At 32.7% G+C, this 17,062-nt stretch carries 15 protein-coding genes; 8 read left to right on the forward strand and 7 right to left on the reverse strand.

Translation table 11 applies throughout. The features are described 5' to 3' along the window. Nucleotides 1-4: 4 nt before the first annotated feature. Together LOS86_RS01470 and LOS86_RS01475 are read right to left on the reverse strand one after the other, a co-directional pair. Nucleotides 5-247: a DUF3098 domain-containing protein gene (locus LOS86_RS01470; protein ID WP_231842897.1), complete on the reverse strand. Its 243-nt coding sequence runs from the start codon at nt 245-247 to the stop codon at nt 5-7. 49 nt (nt 248-296) lie between these two features. Further along, entirely contained in the window at nt 297-1,172 is an 876-nt protein-coding gene (locus LOS86_RS01475) for a cell division protein FtsX (RefSeq protein ID WP_231842898.1), read from the reverse strand. Nucleotides 1,173-1,364: 192 nt separating this feature from the next. Between LOS86_RS01475 and LOS86_RS01480 the strand changes: the two genes are divergently transcribed. Beyond that, nucleotides 1,365-4,445: a leucine--tRNA ligase gene (locus LOS86_RS01480; RefSeq protein ID WP_231842899.1), complete on the forward strand. Its 3,081-nt coding sequence runs from the start codon at nt 1,365-1,367 to the stop codon at nt 4,443-4,445. A 257-nt stretch (nt 4,446-4,702) separates the two neighbouring features. Beyond that, complete coding sequence (locus tag LOS86_RS01485) at nt 4,703-5,398, forward strand: zinc metallopeptidase (RefSeq protein WP_231842900.1); 696 nt, start codon at nt 4,703-4,705, stop codon at nt 5,396-5,398. A 78-nt stretch (nt 5,399-5,476) separates the two neighbouring features. Here the strand turns inward: LOS86_RS01485 and LOS86_RS01490 are convergent, their stop codons facing one another. Together LOS86_RS01490 and LOS86_RS01495 are read right to left on the reverse strand one after the other, a co-directional pair. Further along, nucleotides 5,477-5,947: an Lrp/AsnC family transcriptional regulator gene (locus tag LOS86_RS01490; RefSeq protein ID WP_231842901.1), complete on the reverse strand. Its 471-nt coding sequence runs from the start codon at nt 5,945-5,947 to the stop codon at nt 5,477-5,479. Nucleotides 5,948-6,278: 331 nt separating this feature from the next. Continuing rightward, nucleotides 6,279-7,649 (reverse strand): saccharopine dehydrogenase family protein, encoded by a 1,371-nt coding sequence (locus tag LOS86_RS01495; protein ID WP_231842902.1) that lies wholly within the window; start codon nt 7,647-7,649, stop codon nt 6,279-6,281. Between the two features lie 125 nt (nt 7,650-7,774). Between LOS86_RS01495 and LOS86_RS01500 the strand changes: the two genes are divergently transcribed. Together LOS86_RS01500 and pckA are read left to right on the forward strand one after the other, a co-directional pair. Continuing rightward, entirely contained in the window at nt 7,775-8,161 is a 387-nt protein-coding gene (locus tag LOS86_RS01500) for a DUF423 domain-containing protein (protein ID WP_231842903.1), read from the forward strand. 69 nt (nt 8,162-8,230) lie between these two features. Continuing rightward, entirely contained in the window at nt 8,231-9,856 is a 1,626-nt protein-coding gene (gene pckA, locus LOS86_RS01505; RefSeq protein WP_231842904.1) for a phosphoenolpyruvate carboxykinase (ATP), read from the forward strand. Between the two features lie 117 nt (nt 9,857-9,973). Here pckA and LOS86_RS01510 read toward each other — a convergent pair whose 3' ends face one another. Continuing rightward, nucleotides 9,974-10,723 carry a uroporphyrinogen-III synthase gene (locus LOS86_RS01510; protein WP_231843957.1) on the reverse strand — a complete coding sequence of 250 codons (750 nt, stop codon included), beginning with the start codon at nt 10,721-10,723 and terminating at the stop codon, nt 9,974-9,976. A 17-nt stretch (nt 10,724-10,740) separates the two neighbouring features. Beyond that, nucleotides 10,741-11,406 (reverse strand): DUF4271 domain-containing protein, encoded by a 666-nt coding sequence (locus tag LOS86_RS01515; RefSeq protein ID WP_231842905.1) that lies wholly within the window; start codon nt 11,404-11,406, stop codon nt 10,741-10,743. A 105-nt stretch (nt 11,407-11,511) separates the two neighbouring features. Here LOS86_RS01515 and LOS86_RS01520 point away from each other — a divergent pair, with 105 nt between their 5' ends. From LOS86_RS01520 to LOS86_RS01530, 3 genes are read left to right on the forward strand one after another with little or no spacing between them, the layout of a single operon-like run. Next, a complete protein-coding gene (locus LOS86_RS01520; protein ID WP_231842906.1) occupies nt 11,512-12,234 on the forward strand; it encodes a polyprenol monophosphomannose synthase in 723 nt (240 codons plus the stop codon). Next, a complete protein-coding gene (locus LOS86_RS01525; RefSeq protein ID WP_231842907.1) occupies nt 12,234-13,580 on the forward strand; it encodes a dihydroorotase in 1,347 nt (448 codons plus the stop codon). Before LOS86_RS01520 ends, LOS86_RS01525 begins: the two co-directional genes overlap by 1 nt. Then, nucleotides 13,580-13,966: a DUF4296 domain-containing protein gene (locus LOS86_RS01530; protein WP_231842908.1), complete on the forward strand. Its 387-nt coding sequence runs from the start codon at nt 13,580-13,582 to the stop codon at nt 13,964-13,966. The genes LOS86_RS01525 and LOS86_RS01530 overlap by 1 nt, the downstream gene beginning before the upstream one ends. Here LOS86_RS01530 and LOS86_RS01535 read toward each other — a convergent pair. Next, a complete protein-coding gene (locus tag LOS86_RS01535; RefSeq protein ID WP_231843958.1) occupies nt 13,935-14,939 on the reverse strand; it encodes an NAD-dependent epimerase/dehydratase family protein in 1,005 nt (334 codons plus the stop codon). The two genes, LOS86_RS01530 and LOS86_RS01535, sit on opposite strands and share 32 nt — an antisense overlap. Before the next feature lie 314 nt (nt 14,940-15,253). On the opposite strand from LOS86_RS01535, the gene tyrS reads away from it, so the two are divergent. Next, complete coding sequence (gene tyrS, locus LOS86_RS01540) at nt 15,254-16,546, forward strand: tyrosine--tRNA ligase (RefSeq protein ID WP_231843959.1); 1,293 nt, start codon at nt 15,254-15,256, stop codon at nt 16,544-16,546. Nucleotides 16,547-17,062 lie beyond the last annotated feature (516 nt).

Genomic DNA, 17,062 nt, shown 5'->3' on the forward strand with positions numbered 1-17,062 from the left:
AGTGTTACTTCTTCGGATTTTTTAAAATGGAATAAATTGTAATTCCGAATCCAATTAAAACTACCGTTGGTGCTAAACGAATTCTTCTAAAACTAAACAATTCATCCCCATTAAAAACATTTGGATCTTCGCTTCCGCCACCACTCATTAAGATAAATCCAAGAGCAATTACAGCTAGTCCTACAATAAGAATTTTATAATTTACTTTGTCAAAAAGAAATTCAGGTTTGTTGTTTTCGTTGTTCATATTTTTCTATTTAATTCTAAAATCTTAAAGGGGTAATCATATCTTTAAATTAATAAAGATCGTCGGTTTTTAAATTTAAAAAACGTTGTGTGGCAAAAAATGTACTGATCCATGTAATAATTATTCCTATCACAAAGATACCAGCAACAACAATTCCTAATGAAACATAATCTTTAATAATTCCTAAACTTGGAAATAAACCATCTACGTAAACGGCTAAAGATATTACTCCAACAATCGCTAATCCTGAACCAATTAATCCAAGCTTAATGCTTCTCCAAATAAAAGGTTTTCTAATAAAAGATTTTGTTGCTCCTACCATTTGCATTGTTTTAATGGTAAATCGATGCGAATAAATAGATAATCTCATAGAACTATTTATTAGAAGCATTGCTACAATGGTTAAAATCCCACTAATTATCAGAATCCAATAGGTGATTTTAGTTACATTTTCATTAACCATGTCAACTAATTCTTTATCATAAATAATTTCAGAAACCATTTCATTTTTTCTAATGTTTCGCTCAATTTTTTTAATACTATCTGCAGTAACATAATCACCTTTTAAGTAAATATCAAATGAGTTTTGTAATGGATTAAATCCTAAGAATTCCATGAAATCTTTACCTACAATATCCACATTATTTTTTGCTGCGCTGTCTTTGTGAACAAATGCATACTCCTTAATAAAGATTTCATTTTTCAATTCAGTATCAAAAGCATCAATAATTGAATCATTAGCATCGTTATGAAAGAAAACAGTCATTGGAATATTTTCTTTAAAATCGTTCGTGATTTTTTTTGAATTAATTACAAAAAGACCCAAAGCTCCCAATAGGAACAATACTAAAAAGATACTCAATACCACAGAAAAGTAGGATGATATTAAACGTCGTTTGTTGTAATTTTCAAAAGAGGATGCCATATAATTCTATTTAAGCTGTAAAAATAGTAAAGAAATTTTGTTTACACAGAATATAACAACAAAGTTTTAACTTTAGTATTATAAAATGTATTTTTGCACCGAAAAAAATAGTGGTCAGTCACAATCGCAGTCATCAGTTGTTTTAATTGAGACTGAAAACTGAGACTGAAAACTGAGACTGAAAATTAAAATATGAAGTACTTCCATAACGAAATCGAAGCCAAGTGGCAACAATATTGGGCAGAAAACCAAACTTTTGCTGCATCAAATAATTCAGAAAAGCCAAAATACTATGTATTAGATATGTTTCCTTATCCTTCTGGAGCAGGATTGCACGTGGGGCATCCGCTAGGATATATTGCTTCTGATATTGTGGCGCGTTATAAAAGACATCAAGGTTTTAATGTATTGCATCCACAAGGATACGATTCGTTTGGTTTACCAGCAGAACAATATGCTATTCAAACCGGGCAACATCCAGAAAAAACCACTCGTGAAAACATTGCGCGTTACCGTGAGCAATTAGATAAAATCGGGTTTTCGTTTGATTGGAGTAGAGAAGTACGTACTTCAAATCCAGATTATTACAAGCATACACAGTGGATTTTCATTCAATTATTCGAATCTTGGTACAATAAAACTACCGATAAAGCAGAAAGCATTTGTACGTTAATTCAAGAATTTGAAAAGAATGGAAACGCGAATGTAAATGCCGTTTGTGATGATAACATCGCACCATTTTCAGCTGCTGAATGGAATGCATTTTCTTCAGAAGAACAACAAAAAATACTATTGCAATATAGATTAACTTATTTAGCCGAGACTGAAGTAAACTGGTGTCCGGCTTTAGGGACAGTTTTAGCGAATGACGAAATCGTAAACGGTGTTTCAGAACGTGGTGGACATCCTGTTATTCGTAAAAAAATGACCCAATGGTCGATGCGAATTTCAGCTTATGCTGAGCGTTTGTTACAAGGTTTAGACACTATCGATTGGAGTGAATCCATCAAAGAATCACAAAGAAATTGGATTGGAAAATCAGTTGGTGCTGCTGTGACTTTCAATGTAAAAAATCACGATGCGGTTATTGATGTTTTCACAACGCGTCCTGATACGATTTTTGGTGTTACGTTTATGACGTTAGCGCCAGAGCATGAATTGGTTGCACAAATCACCACTCCAGAACAAAAAGCAGCAGTTGAAGCGTATATTGAAGCAACTGCAAAACGTTCAGAACGTGAAAGAATGGCTGATGTTAAAACCATTTCAGGAGTTTTTACTGGAGCGTATGCCGAACATCCATTTACTAAAGAACCAATTCCGGTTTGGATTGGCGATTACGTATTAGCGGGTTACGGAACTGGTGCGGTTATGGCGGTTCCATGTGGCGATGAGCGTGATTATGCTTTCGCGAATTTCTTCAAAGGAACACACGGAATGCCAGAAATTAAAAATATTTTCAACCAAGATATTTCAGAAGCGGCTTACGGAGAAAAAGGTGGTTTCGAATTAGTAAATTCTGATTTCTTAAACGGATTGGATTACAAAACCGGAACGAAAAAAGTTATCGAAGAGTTAGAAAAAATAGGAGCAGGAAAAGCAAAAGTAAATTACCGTTTACGTGATGCGGTTTTCTCTCGCCAACGCTATTGGGGTGAACCTTTTCCAGTATATTATGTGAATGGTTTACCACAGATGATTGACAAAAAACACTTACCAATTGTTTTGCCAGAAGTAGAAAAATACTTACCAACTGAAGATGGCCAACCGCCATTAGGGAACGCAACGGTGTGGGCTTGGGACACTGTAAATAATAAAGTGGTTTCTAACGACTTACTTGTCAATTCGAGCGGAGTCGAGAACCAAACGGTATTTCCATTAGAATTAAACACCATGCCAGGTTGGGCAGGTTCGTCTTGGTATTGGATGCGTTATATGGATGCAAAAAATGAAAATGATTTTGCTAGCGAAGAAGCATTAAAATATTGGGAAAATGTAGATTTATATATTGGAGGAAGTGAGCATGCAACGGGTCATTTGTTGTACTCTCGTTTTTGGAACAAATTCTTAAAAGATAGGGGTGTTGCGCCAACAGAAGAACCATTCAAAAAACTGATTAATCAGGGAATGATTTTGGGAATGAGTGCTTTTGCGTATAGACTTAATCCAGCAAGAATTAATGCCTCTGCAATTGGAAATATTAATTTAAATAATTTATTTATTTCGAAAAACACTTATCAATTTTTAGAAAATTTAGGTGTTCGTGCTCTAGAACTTGATGTGATTGAGGATAAAGTTGATTTTAATGTAATTGATCATGAACTTAACTCAATAAATCATGATTTATCTGAAGATGAAATATTGAGAATAGAAAAATTTGGAATTAAATTAAGATCTCTTTCTAAAGATATTGCGATTAAAGTCACTATAGATTTCGATTTTTTATTTAATCCAATCCATACTGATGTAAATTTAGTAAATTCATCTGATGAACTTGATATTGAAGCATTTAAAAATTGGCGTTCTGATTTTGCTGATGCAGAATTTATATTAGAAGAAAACGGAAAATACATTGTTGGTCGCGAAGTTGAAAAAATGTCAAAATCAAAATACAATGTAGTTAATCCAGATGATATTTGTGAAGAATACGGAGCGGACACATTACGTTTATACGAAATGTTTTTAGGACCATTAGAGCAAGCAAAACCTTGGAATACCGCTGGAATTACTGGAGTTTACGGTTTCTTGAAAAAATTATGGCGTTTGTATTTTGATGATAACGGTTTAAATATTACCAATGATGAACCAACAGCCGATATGTATAAATCGCTACATAAAACCATCAAAAAAGTAACAGAAGATATTGAGAATTTCTCTTTCAATACTTCGGTTTCGCAATTTATGATTTGCGTGAATGAGTTGGCTCAACAAAAATGTCATCACCGTGCGATTTTAGAACCATTAGCTATTTTAGTTTCTCCGTATGCACCTCATATCGCGGAGGAATTATGGAGTGCTTTAGGTTATGAAGGTTCTGTAGCAACAGTTGCTTTTCCTAAATTTGAAGCCAAATATTTGGTAGAATCTGAAAAAGAGTATCCAGTTTCGTTCAATGGAAAAATGCGTTTCACAATTAAATTGCCTTTAGATTTAACGGCAGCTCAAATCGAAGAAATCGTAATGGCAGATGAAAGAACGCAAAATCAATTACAAGGAAGAACACCAAATAAAGTGATTATCGTTCCAGGAAAGATTATTAATTTGGTGGGGTAATTTCAGCACATTTTTGTCATTACGAAAAAGTCTAGCGCAAACTTTGTAGAAACTCTTTCAGAGTGACAAACTAGGTGTATAATATTAAACCGCAGATTCGCAGATTAATTTGAAATCTGCGAATCTGCGGTTTTTTCTATTCGTTTTTGTAACATTTTTCATTTTTTACGTATAATAAATAAAAAAATGTCAACTTGTCATTTGAGATAATTTGGCGTGAAGTTTGTAATTAGTTTATAAAACTAAAAAGAAAAATTATGTACGGATATTATATTTTAATTGGAGCTATTGCTCTTGTAAGTTGGATAGTTAGTTCTCGTTTGAAGAGTAAATTTGAATTCTATTCAAAAGTTTCTTTGCGCAATGGAATGAGTGGAGCAGAAATTGCTGAAAAAATGCTTCACGATCACGGAATTTTTGACGTAAAAGTAATTTCAACACCAGGAAGATTAACAGATCACTACAATCCAATGGATAAAACCGTTAACTTGTCAGAAGCAGTTTATAATCAAAGAAATGCTGCTGCTGCTGCAGTGGCGGCTCACGAAGTTGGACATGCTGTTCAACATGCACAAGCGTATAGTTGGTTAACGATGCGTTCTAAAATGGTACCGGTGGTAAACATTTCGTCAAGTATGTCGCAATGGTTAATTATGGGTGGTTTGGTTTTAGGTTTGGCTTCAAAATCGCCTATTGGTTTTTATGTTGCAGTTTTAGGATTGGTATTAATGGCAATTGCAACGTCTTTTAGTTTTATTACTTTACCAGTTGAGTATGATGCCAGTAATAGAGCTTTAGCTTGGTTGAAAAATAAAAATATGGTGAGCCAACAAGAGTATGCCGGTGCCGAAGATTCTTTAAAATGGGCTGCAAGAACTTATGTGGTAGCGGCTTTAGGAGCTTTAGCCTCTTTGTTGTATTGGGCTTTCCAGATTTTAGGTTCGAGAGAGTAATTAATAAGATTATATTTTTAAACCCAAATTCGTTTAGAGTTTGGGTTTTTATTTGTTCTTGATTTTTGAATTTGTTTTTTACAACTGAATTTGTCTCTCAATTTGCTGTTCCAATGAAATGTAGGTTTCTGTTCTAGAAACCCCATCAATAGGTTGGATTTTCTTGTTGAGTAATTGCATCAAATGTTCGTTATCTCGACAAATAATTTTGATTAATATACTCCAATTTCCAGTTGTGTAATGACATTCTAAAACTTCTGGAATTTTCTTCAATTCTTTTACAACTTCTGGATTACTCGATGCTTTTTCTAGATATATTCCAATATAAGCCATGGTGCTGTAACCCAAAACTTTTGTGTCCACAATAAATTTTGAACCTGAAATTACACCTGCTTGTTCTAATTTTCTTAGTCGTTGATGAATTGCTGCTCCAGAAATCCCAATTTTATTTGCAATCTGTAAAATAGGTTTTCGTGCATCTTCCATTAAATCGCGAAGAATTTCTTTATCGATTCCATCAATTTCAATTTGTAAGTGATTTATTTTCATATGGTGTAAATTTGAAAGTAAAAATACAAATTTGATTTAGAATTATCTCTTTAGTTGTTTTTTATATCGTCCCTATGGGACTTTTCTAACAGAGTTTTTATTAAGTTACCGATATTTCGTTCCTACGGAACTAGTAAGAAAATGTTTATTCATGAAAAATAATTGTAATTTTGAATTGGCATTCAAAGCGCCGTTAGGTGCGTTATATCGGTAAATCAAAACTGAGTAATGATAAAAAATCCCGTAGGGATGATATCAATTTATTCAAACAAAATAAAAAAATCCGAAACCAATTACGATTTCGGATTTTTTGTTTTTGAATTAATATTACTTAATTCTTTATATTTAGTGGATTGTATCCTAAATAAGGAACTTCAGTTTCTTTAAAAATCACCCCATAATCTTCTAATTCTTTTAAAATAGGGTTGTAAACTTCTTTTGAAATAGGCAATTGAACTCCAGGGGTTGTAATTTCCTTATTTAAAATTTTCAACGTAGCAATAGCAACTGGTAGTCCCACTGTTTTTGCCATAGCAGTATAGGTTTGATCATCCCCTATGCAAACCATAGTAGCATCAATTTGTTTTTTCTCTCCGTTTAATTCATATCCAAATTTATGATACATCACAATCATGTCTTTATCATTAGGTTCTAAGGCCCATTTTTCCGACAAGATTTTTTCTAGAATTTGTGCGGGAGTTGCCTTTACTAATCCTACTTTTTTATTTGGGTTAAACAAATCAATTTCAACTAATTTATCCCAAATAATATCGTCTTGGTCAATTTTTTGTAAAGCACGTAATTTAATTTCAACGGTATCAGTTGGATGATATGGTAAAAAGGAATTTGTAAATTCACGATATGTCATGTGTTCAGAATTGTCAATCGTATAAGAGTCATCAGTCATCCCTAGTTGTACTAAGATATCCCAAGCTCTTGAATAACCAACTCTTCTGATGGTTCCGCGATAACAAGTTAAAGCGTTATCTAATCCATATACACTTCTATATTTTAAAGAATCTCGGTTGGCATAAGCTTCAAATCTTCCGTATCCTTCCACTTCTAAAAATTCAGTTCTTCTAAACAATTTTGAGTAAGGAATGTATTTATAAGTGCCTTCTTGAATGAACTTAGCTGCGCCTCCTTGTCCTGCTAATACAACATTTCTTGGGTTCCAAGTAAATTTATAGTTCCATAAATTTGTATCGCTTTCAGGGGCTACTAATCCACCGCAAAACGATTCAAATAAAATAACATCGCCACCTTTTTCTCTAATTTCGTCTAACACCTTCATGGCGCTCATGTGATCGATTCCGGGATCAAGCCCAATTTCATTCATAAAGATTAAGCCATTTTCTTTGGCTTCCGTATCTAATTCTTGCATCGCTTGACTAATATAAGAAGCCGTTACCATGTGCTTTTTATAGGTGATACAATCTTTAGCAATTTCAATATGTAAATGAGCAGGTAACATTGAAACAACAATGTCTGCTTTGCTAATTTCTGCCTTTCTTTGATTTTCATTAAAAATATCAAATTCAATTGCAGTAGCATTTTTATGATTTTTTGTTTTTTGTTGGGCTAATTCTTTAGATAAATCACCAATAGTAATATGAAGATTTTCTTTTTCAGAATTTTCTAGTAAGTATTTTATAAGTGATGAAGCAGATCTGCCGGCTCCAATTACTAAAACTTGTCTCATTTTTTGAAGTGTTGTCAAATATCACACGAAGATAGTAAAATGTTATATTTATAAAAATTAATTCTTGATTTATGTCATAATTTAACATAAAAAGTTTTGCTATCTTTGGTCTCAAATTAATAATAATGGATAAGAAAATACTCTTAGTGGCTGCTGTTTTAGGGATAACAGCCATAGTTTTAGGTGCATTTGGGGCACACGGATTAAAAAAAGTATTATCGGTGGAACAATTAACAACATTTGAAGTGGGGGTGCGTTACCAAATGTATCATGCTTTGTTTTTGTTGTTTATTGGTTCCTTTGCTTTTTTAGGAGAAAAAGAACGAATGATAATATTTTATTTAACAATAACCGGGGTTTTGTTTTTTTCGGGATCAATTTATTTGCTTGCGACAAATGGAATTACAAATTTGAAGACTAAATTTTTAGGACCTATTACACCAATTGGTGGTTTGCTCTTAATATTAGCTTGGTGCTACTTTTTTTATGCTATTTTAAGTAAAAAACAATAAATTAAAATGCTATCTCAAATATAATTTATAATTTTGCACTTTATTTAAAACACAACATAACCAATTTTTATGGATACAAATGCTCAAATTACGAAATCGATTTCGTTAGAAAAGTACGGAATCGTTAATGTATCAGAAATCATATACAATCCTTCATACGATTATTTATATAATGAAGAATTAAATCCAGCTTTAGAAGGATTTGAAAGAGGTCAATTATCAGAACTTGGGGCTGTAAATGTAATGACTGGAGAGTTTACAGGTCGTTCTCCAAAAGATAAATATATTGTTAAAGATAGCGTAACAGAAAATACAATTTGGTGGAATTCTGACAAAGCAGCTAACGATAACAAACCAATTTCACAAAACACTTGGAATGCTTTAAAAGAAACTACAGTAAAGCAATTATCAAATAAAAAATTATACGTTGTTGACGCTTTTTGTGGAGCAAACGAAAATACTAGATTAAAAGTTCGTTTTATCATGGAAGTGGCATGGCAAGCGCACTTTGTAAAAAATATGTTTATCCGTCCTACGGAAGCAGAATTAGAAAATTTTGGTGAGCCAGATTTCGTTGTTATGAATGGTTCAAAAACAAGTTTCAAAGATTATGCAGCTCACGGATTAAATTCAGAAGTTTATGTAGCTTTTAATTTAACTGAGAAAATTCAATTAATTGGTGGAACTTGGTACGGTGGAGAAATGAAAAAGGGATTGTTCTCAATGATGAACTATTACTTGCCATTACAAGGAATCGCTTCTATGCACTGTTCAGCTAACAAAGGAAAAGATGGCGATGTTGCTGTTTTCTTCGGATTATCAGGAACAGGAAAAACTACTTTATCAACAGATCCAAAACGTGAATTAATCGGAGACGATGAGCACGGATGGGATAATGATGGTGTTTTCAACTTTGAAGGTGGTTGTTATGCAAAAACAATCGATTTAAGTAAGGAAAACGAACCAGATATCTTTGGAGCAATTAAAAAAGACGCATTATTAGAAAACGTAACTGTTGATGCTAACGGAAAAATTGATTTTAAAGATGGCTCAGTTACACAAAATACGCGTGTTTCTTATCCAATTAACCATATTGAAAATATTGTAAGACCGGTTTCTAAAGCAGGTCATGCTACTAAAGTTATTTTCTTAACGGCTGATGCATTCGGAGTAATGCCTCCCGTTTCTAAATTAACTCCAGAGCAAACTAAATACTACTTCTTATCTGGATTTACTGCTAAATTAGCAGGAACTGAAAGAGGAGTAACACAACCAGAACCAACATTTTCAGCTTGTTTCGGAAAAGCATTCTTATCATTGCATCCAACAAAATATGGTGAGGAATTAGTTAAGAAAATGGAGCAACACAATGCGACTGCTTACATGGTTAATACAGGTTGGAATGGAACAGGAAAACGTATTTCAATTAAAGATACAAGAGCAATTATCGATGCAATTTTAGATGGTTCTATCGAGAAAGCAGATACTAAAACAGTTCCAGTTTTTAATTTTACGGTTCCTACAGCTTTACCAAATGTAGATACTAACATTTTAGATCCTAGAAATACTTATGCAGATGCTTCTGAATGGAATACTAAAGCAGAAGATTTAGCATCAAGATTTATCAAAAACTTTGTTCAATATACAGACAATGAAGAAGGTAAGTCATTAGTGGCTGCCGGACCTCAATTGTAGTTAATTATATCAGGTTTACATAGAAGTCCCGAAAATTTCGGGACTTTTTTTATTATAAATACCACTAAAAAACCCCAAACTCTTTCGAATTTGGGGTTTTACTATGTTGAAATATAATTATTTTCCTTTGTTTACTTCAGCAACATATTTTTCTAATGCTCCTGTCATAGAAGGTGTTCCAGGACTTGGTGCCATAATGTCTACACGTAATCCGTGATCTAAAGCTTCTTTTTGCGTTGTGTTTCCAAAAACAGCTATACGGGTGTTATTTTGTTTGAAATCTGGGAAATTCTTAAATAATGATTTGATTCCTGTTGGACTAAAAAAGGCTAAAATATCATAATATACATCCTTTAAGTCAGATAAATCACTCATTACAGTTCTATAAAAAGTTCCTTGAGTCCAATTCACTTTAAGACCATCTAATGTTTGCGGAATATCTGCATTTAATTGATCAGATGAAGGTAATAAGAACTTCTCATCTTTGTATTTTTTAATTAAAGACGACATGTCAGCAAAATCTTTTTGGCCTACATATATTTTTCTTTTTCTGTAAACAACATAACGTTGCAAGTAGAAAGCTACAGCTTCAGACTGACAAAAATATTTTAAATCTTCAGGGATTTTATAACGCATTTCTTCTGCAACTCTAAAAAAATGGTCAACAGAGTTGCGGCTTGTTAATATAATGGCAGTATAATTGTTTAAATCAATTTTTTGAGCTCGTATTTCTTTTGCAGGCACACCTTCTACATGGATGAAGGGTCTAAAATCAACTTTAACCTTTAGCTTATTTTGAAGCTCAAAATATGGAGAATTTTCTACTTTAGGCTCTGGTTGTGAAACTAATATTGTTTTCACTTTCAAATTTGACATATTTCTCTCTAATTTTTTGTAAACCAATTATAAATAAAATAGTAAGGTGCTATTTCAAGGGTGCAAAGATATAAAATAAAATAAAATATTTTACGTAATAGTAAATTTTGATATAATTTCAATGCAACCAAGTAAGTAGTGATGTTTATGGTGATTAAGGTGATTAAAATCGTCCAAAATAACCAATACGATTCAAAAGAATTATAAAATAAAATAATATTAATTGGTAATAAAAGGAATCCAAAATAAGCTCTATAGTGAACTTTTAATAAATTAAATTGCTCATTAAATTCTTCAATTTTAAAAGCTGTTGCAATAATTTTTTCAATTAAGAATTTAGAGAGAATAAAAACGCTTAAAAAAGTAAAAATTTGAATATAGACTATTAAATCTGTTTTTACAGCTTTGTTAAATTGATTTAAAACCAATAAGGTAAAAAAAGAAAACGATAGCAGTTGCAAAACAAACATAGAGATAGTAAATCCGCTCATAAGATTACTACTGTCGCGATAAATTTTAGTGTATTTGTCTGAATAAGCCAAACGAACAAATTCATTAAAGCGAACCGAAGAAATACTTTTATTTATCGCAATAATACCCAAACAGACAACAAATAATAAGGTTGCCCAGTCTTTACTTTCGATAATCCTGTCGTGTAATTGAATTGCTAACATACGAGCGCTAAATTACAAAAAATACCATCACAATTATTATTATAAAATTATTAAGAATTGTCAATAATAAATACCTTATTTTTGCAACAGAATTACAAGTTTTTTATGGCTAGAGGTATTGTTATTATTCCAACATTTAATGAGATTGAGAATATAGAAGCTATTGTTAAGGCAGTTTTTGCACTGGCTACGCCATTTCATGTATTAATTGTTGATGATAACTCACCAGATGGAACCACAGCAAAGGTAGAAGAACTACAAAAAGAATTCCCTTCTCAATTGCATTTAAAAGTTCGCAAGAAAAAATCAGGATTAGGAACAGCTTATGTGGCAGGATTCAAATGGGCATTATCTCATGGATATGATTATATATTTGAAATGGATGCCGATTTTTCACATAATCCAAATGATTTAGAAAAATTATTAGAAGCCTGTGAAAAGGGTGCAGATGTAGCCATTGGATCTAGATATTCTAACGGAGTAAATGTGGTGAACTGGCCTTTAAGTCGAGTTTTGTTATCTTATTTTGCCTCTGTTTATGTAAGAATGATAACAGGCATGAAAATTGCAGATGCAACTGCAGGTTTCAAATGCTATAAAAGACATGTACTTGAAACTATAAATTTGGATAAAATTAAATTTGTTGGGTATGCCTTTCAAATTGAAATGAAATACAGAGCTTTCGTAAAAAATTTCAAAATTGTTGAAGTGCCTATCATTTTTACTGATAGAACTAAAGGACAATCTAAAATGAGTGGTGGAATTATCAGAGAAGCTGTTGTAGGAGTAATAATGTTGAGATTACGTAAAATAATAAATAGATTATAATGAGTTGTTTTTTAATTAGAAATGCAAAAATTGTTAACGAAGGAAAAATAGTTGAAGGTGATATTTTAATTGAAAATGAATTTATTAAAGAAATCGCTGAAAAAATTAGTCCAAAATCATCTGACTGTGTTATAATTGATGCAGAGGGAAGTTATGTAATGCCAGGAGCTATTGATGATCAAGTGCATTTCAGAGAACCAGGACTTACTCATAAAGGGAATATTGAAACAGAAAGTAGAGCTGCTGTTGCTGGAGGAATAACGTCATTTATTGAACAACCTAATACGGTTCCAAATGCAGTTACTCAAGAACTTTTAGAAGATAAATATCAAATTGCTTCTCAAACTTCATATGCTAATTACTCATTTATGATGGGTGGTACTAATGATAATTTAGAAGAAATATTAAAAACAAATCCTAGAAATGTTGCAGGATTAAAACTTTTTTTAGGCTCTTCAACTGGTGATATGTTAGTGGACAGTACTGCTTCATTAGATAAAATATTCTCAAATACAAAGTTATTAATTGCAGTTCATAGCGAAGACGAAACTATAGTAAAAAATAATTTAGCGAAATACAAAGAAATATATGGTGATGATATTCCTGTAGAGAAACATCCTGAAATTCGAAGTGTTGAGGCTTGCTATAAATCTACCGAACGAATCATTGAATTAGCAAAAAAAACTGGAGCTAGACTTCATGTTTTTCATATTTCAACTGCTAAAGAATTAGATTTATTTACCAATAAAATTCCTTTAGAGGAAAAACAAATTACAGCAGAAGTTTGTATTCATCATTTGTGGTTTACGGATGCTGATTATAAAACAAAAGGTTCTTTAATCAAATGGAATCCTGCAGTTAAATCTCAAGAAGACAAAGATGGCTTATGGAAAGCATTATTAGATGATAGAATTGATGTAATTGCAACAGATCATGCGCCACACACTTTAGAAGAAAAAATGCAAGTGTACACAAAAGCACCTTCTGGAGGACCATTAGTTCAACATGCGGTTGTTGCAATGTTTGAAGCGCATCATCAAGGTAAAATTTCGGTTGAAAAAATCGTTGAAAAAATGTGCCATAATCCGGCTAAAATTTTCAAAATTGAAAAAAGAGGATTTATACGTGAAGGTTATTATGCCGATTTAGCTATAGTAAATCCGCATTTACCATGGAATGTTAAAAAAGAAAACATCTTATACAAATGTGGTTGGTCGCCTTTTGAAGAATATAATTTTAAATCTAGAGTAACGCATACTTTTGTGAATGGAAAATTAGTTTTTCAAAATGGAAAAGTAAAAGAAGTTAAAGTTGGACAAAGATTACTTTTTGAAAGAAATTTATAATGAAGCACTTAATTTTTATATTGGGAACCGTTTTTTTAATTTCCTGTTCCAATAACCCAACACCTAAGCCAGAAAATTTATTGGAAGAGGAAGTTATGGTTAATATTATTTATGATTTATCTATACTTCAAGCAGCTGAGGGTGCTTATACGTACAAGTTAGCCGATTCAAATATTGAAATAGATCAATATATCTTTGATAAATATAAAATAGATAGTACTACTTTCAGCCAAAACCAACTCTATTACGCTTCAGATTTAAGTAAATACAAAAAAATATATAAGAAAGTAATTGAAAAGCTTGATAATGAAAAGCTTAAAAATGAAGAATTATTAAAAGATGCAGATAATGCAACTAAACAAAAGGATCCTGCTCCACTAAATTAGTAGTAAGGTATTCTTCCTTTTTTTGAAAGTTAAAATGTAATACCGACTTTATTTTAGTAGCATCAAATTGCTTGTTTGAAATTGCTGCAGCTGCTGTGATTTTTGTTAGTTTTCTTTTTCTTTTTAAGATTTTAGAGAGTAACCAATCCAATCTCCAGGCAATTGAAATCATAGCTTTATTAGCTTCAATAGACGGACTTTTAACTTTTGAAAGTTTGGCAATATAGGTAAGTAGTTTTTTGTTTTCAATGTTTTCTCCCACAAGAATAAATCGTTCCCCATTATTGTTGCTTTTCATTAATTGAATCATACCATTTGCAACGTCGTAAACAGAAACGATTCCAACATTTCCTTTGGTGTAAAAAGACAAACCTCTTTTAACAGATTGAATAATTACATCACTACCTTTTTTGGGGAAACCGAAACCAAAAATTACGCCTGGATTCACGATTACGACTTCTATACCTTCCTGATGGCCTCGCCAAACTTCCATTTCGGCACCATATTTTGTTATGGCGTAATCACTGTGTAATTCTTCTGGATTCCATTCGGTTTCTTCAGTAATTATAGATTCGTGTTCTTTTGGGCTTCCTAAAGCCGCAATTGAACTTACATGGCATAGTTTTTTGACACCAAAATCTATACAGCAATTTACAATGTTAGCCGTTCCTTCGATATTGATTTTTCTTAAAACTTCTTCATCATTTGGGTCAAACGAAATCAAAGCAGCACAATGATAAACGTGCGTAACATTTTCAAAAACAATTTCCAAAGACGGAATATCTGTAATATCACCTTGAACCCAATTGATTTTATCAAAAAGAGCAGTTTGATGATAAAAAGCAAAAACATTCTTTACTTTTTCAATTTGTTTTTCAGAACGAAAAAGCGCTTTCACTTCCTCATTTTCTTGAAGAAGTTGCACTAACAAATGCGAACCTACTAATCCTGTTGCTCCTGTAACTAAAATCATGTTGTAAAGATAATAATTTTTTGATGCAAGCTGAAAGTTGGAAATTGGAAGATGTTTTTTAATGTTGTCTGTTATCCGTTGTCTGTTCTCTGTTGTTCTTTTTCTGTTTTCAGTTTCTTCTGATTCTGTTTGGTTTTCCGAGTTTACGAGGAATCTTCTACCCAGTAGGCTTTTGTTTGAGCGAAGCGAAAACATTGTCCTTGATGTTGAATTTGTCCTTGAATTTTGAATTTGCCCGAAACTTCGGGATTGAATTTTGAATAAAACTTTTAAACTTTTAAACTAAAAACTATCTTTGCTCAAATTATTAAAGAATCATGAAAAATTTTATTGAAGAAGTGACTTGGAGAGGAATGCTCCACGACGTAATGCCAGGCACAGAAGAACATTTGATGGAGCAGATGCGTGTGGCGTATGTGGGTATTGATCCAACCGCCGATTCATTGCATATAGGACATTTAGTAGGAGTAATGTTGTTAAGACATTTTCAACTGTGTGGCCACAAGCCATTAGCTTTAGTGGGTGGAGCAACCGGAATGATTGGTGATCCATCAGGGAAATCTAATGAAAGAAATTTATTAGACGAAGCTACTTTGCGTCACAATCAAGAAGCGATTAAAGCACAATTGGCTCGCTTTTTAGATTTTACTTCTGCGGAAGCTAATTCTGCGGAGTTAGTAAACAACTACGATTGGATGAAAGAATTTTCTTTCTTAGGATTTATTCGTGATGTGGGAAAACACATTACCGTGAACTACATGATGGCGAAAGATTCAGTTAAGAAGCGTTTGTCTGGAGAAACTTCTGAAGGAATGTCGTTTACTGAATTTACGTACCAATTGGTTCAAGGTTACGACTTTTTACATTTGTACCGTGATAAAAAATGTACGTTACAAATGGGAGGAAGTGATCAATGGGGAAATATTACTACAGGAACCGAATTAGTACGTAGAATTGAATCAGGTAAAGCGTATGCGTTAACTTGTCCGTTGATTACAAAAGCAGATGGAACGAAATTTGGAAAATCAGAAGGGGGTAATATTTGGTTAGATGCTGAAAGAACTTCGCCTTACAAATTTTACCAATACTGGTTAAATACATCTGATGTTGATGCTGAAAAATACATTAAGATTTTCACGTTCTTAGATAAAGAAACGATTGGGAAATTAATTGCAGAACATAACGAAGCGCCTCATTTAAGAACGTTACAAAAACGTTTGGCAGAAGAAATTACAGTTATGGTTCATTCTAGAGAAGATTTAGAGAATGCCATTGCAGCTTCCAATGCGTTCTTTAGTCCGTCTATGGATGAATTGAAAAAGTTAGATGAGAAAACGTTTTTAGAAGTTTTTGATGGCGTTCCTCAAGCTGAAATTTCAATGGAAGATTTGAATACAGGTTTGGATATGATTGCCGCTTTAGCAGCAAAGACTAATTTCTTAGCTTCAAATAGCGATGCAAGAAGAGAATTGAAACAAAACTCAATTTCTTTAAATAAGGAGAAAGTGGGTGAAGATAAAATCATTACAAAAGATGATTTAATCAACAATCAATTCTTGTTATTGCAAAAAGGAAAGAAAAATTATTACGTGATTAAGGTTAAATAGTATTGTTATTCGGTTCCGAAGTTTCGGAACCGAATTTTTTTCTGTCATGCTGAATTTATTTCAATATCTCACTTCACTGTGTCATGCTGAACTCGTTTCAGCATCTCTACTCTTTGTGTCATGCTGAATTCATTTCAGCATCTCGTTTATCTTTTAGAACCTGAAACAAGTTCAGGTTGACAAACGTTGTGTTCAGGTTGACAAACGTTGTGTTCAGGTTGACAAACGTTGTGTTCAGGTTGACAAACGTTGTGTTTATATTATATTCTCTGTCATGCTGAACTCGTTTGCTTCGCCTGTTCGCTACGCTCGAGTCAGCATCTCACTTCTTCCTGTCATGCTGAACTCGTTTCAGCATCTCGTTTCAGCATCTCATCATCGTAATTCTATGTAGAACCTGAAACAAGTTCAGGTTGACAAACGTTGCGTTCAGGTTGACAAACGTTGCGTTCAGGTTGACAAGCGTTGCGTTCAGGTTGACAAGCGTTGCGTTCAGGTTGACAAGCGTTGCGTTCA

The organism is Flavobacterium cyclinae, from assembly GCF_021172145.1.
Lineage (GTDB): Bacteria > Bacteroidota > Bacteroidia > Flavobacteriales > Flavobacteriaceae > Flavobacterium > Flavobacterium cyclinae.

What these genes read in the sequence shown, in the direction of transcription:
- LOS86_RS01485 (WP_231842900.1), top strand. Translation starts at nt 4,703, where the DNA reads ATGTACGGATATTATATTTTAATTGGAGCTATTGCTCTTGTAAGTTGG.
- LOS86_RS01530 (WP_231842908.1), top strand. Translation starts at nt 13,580, where the DNA reads ATGAAGCACTTAATTTTTATATTGGGAACCGTTTTTTTAATTTCCTGT.
- LOS86_RS01495 (WP_231842902.1), bottom strand. Translation starts at nt 7,649, where the DNA reads ATGAGACAAGTTTTAGTAATTGGAGCCGGCAGATCTGCTTCATCACTT.
- LOS86_RS01535 (WP_231843958.1), bottom strand. Translation starts at nt 14,939, where the DNA reads ATGATTTTAGTTACAGGAGCAACAGGATTAGTAGGTTCGCATTTGTTA.
- LOS86_RS01470 (WP_231842897.1), bottom strand. Translation starts at nt 247, where the DNA reads ATGAACAACGAAAACAACAAACCTGAATTTCTTTTTGACAAAGTAAAT.
- LOS86_RS01475 (WP_231842898.1), bottom strand. Translation starts at nt 1,172, where the DNA reads ATGGCATCCTCTTTTGAAAATTACAACAAACGACGTTTAATATCATCC.
- LOS86_RS01500 (WP_231842903.1), top strand. Translation starts at nt 7,775, where the DNA reads ATGGATAAGAAAATACTCTTAGTGGCTGCTGTTTTAGGGATAACAGCC.
- LOS86_RS01490 (WP_231842901.1), bottom strand. Translation starts at nt 5,947, where the DNA reads ATGAAAATAAATCACTTACAAATTGAAATTGATGGAATCGATAAAGAA.
- LOS86_RS01525 (WP_231842907.1), top strand. Translation starts at nt 12,234, where the DNA reads ATGAGTTGTTTTTTAATTAGAAATGCAAAAATTGTTAACGAAGGAAAA.
- LOS86_RS01515 (WP_231842905.1), bottom strand. Translation starts at nt 11,406, where the DNA reads ATGTTAGCAATTCAATTACACGACAGGATTATCGAAAGTAAAGACTGG.
- pckA (WP_231842904.1), top strand. Translation starts at nt 8,231, where the DNA reads ATGGATACAAATGCTCAAATTACGAAATCGATTTCGTTAGAAAAGTAC.
- LOS86_RS01480 (WP_231842899.1), top strand. Translation starts at nt 1,365, where the DNA reads ATGAAGTACTTCCATAACGAAATCGAAGCCAAGTGGCAACAATATTGG.
- LOS86_RS01520 (WP_231842906.1), top strand. Translation starts at nt 11,512, where the DNA reads ATGGCTAGAGGTATTGTTATTATTCCAACATTTAATGAGATTGAGAAT.